The 524-nt window shown below is 49.6% G+C and carries 2 tRNA genes and 1 rRNA gene; all 3 read right to left on the bottom strand.

The window, feature by feature from the left end:
* Positions 1–126 precede the first annotated feature (126 nt).
* Positions 127–199 (bottom strand) — tRNA-Ala (locus B5E64_RS17780).
* Positions 200–279: 80 nt separating this feature from the next.
* A tRNA-Ile gene (locus B5E64_RS17775) sits at positions 280–353 on the bottom strand.
* Positions 354–397: 44 nt separating this feature from the next.
* Positions 398–515 (bottom strand): 5S ribosomal RNA (gene rrf, locus B5E64_RS17770).
* Positions 516–524 lie beyond the last annotated feature (9 nt).

The following is a 524-nucleotide window of genomic DNA, read 5'->3' as shown; positions in this document are numbered from 1 at the left end:
TTTGATCTGCCGTTGTTCTCAATAATGTGTTCACATTACCTCGGATGTCTTGATATTTCTATTTGTGTTCTTATATGCGGTTTTCAAGGTACATTTTCATATCTTACGGACCGTTTCCGATCCGAGTGGAGAATACGAGATTCGAACTCGTGACCTCCTGCTTGCAAGGCAGGCGCTCTCCCAACTGAGCTAATCCCCCGTATATAGTTTTTGTTTAAGTTGTGATGGGCTTAAGTGGGCCTTACCTCCTCAGCCTCATCTTTCATTCTTAAATTGTGATGGGCTTAAGTGGACTCGAACCACCGACCTCACGCTTATCAGGCGTGCGCTCTAACCGGCTGAGCTATAAGCCCACACTTTATATGAAAACGGCTTCCGCCGGTTTCTTCTTTTTTGGAGCTGGCGGCCACCTGCTCTCCCACACCGTCTCCAGTGCAGTACCATCGGCCGTCTGGGGCTTAACCATCGTGTTCGGGATGGGTACGGGTGTTTCCCCCAGGCGCATCACCACCAGCGAAGCTTGA

It is taken from the genome of Drancourtella sp. An12, from assembly GCF_002160935.1.
Taxonomy (GTDB): domain Bacteria; phylum Bacillota; class Clostridia; order Lachnospirales; family Lachnospiraceae; genus Sellimonas; species Sellimonas catena.
The sequence above is the reverse complement of the archived record's forward strand: the minus strand, read 5'-3'. Positions and strand labels throughout refer to the sequence as shown.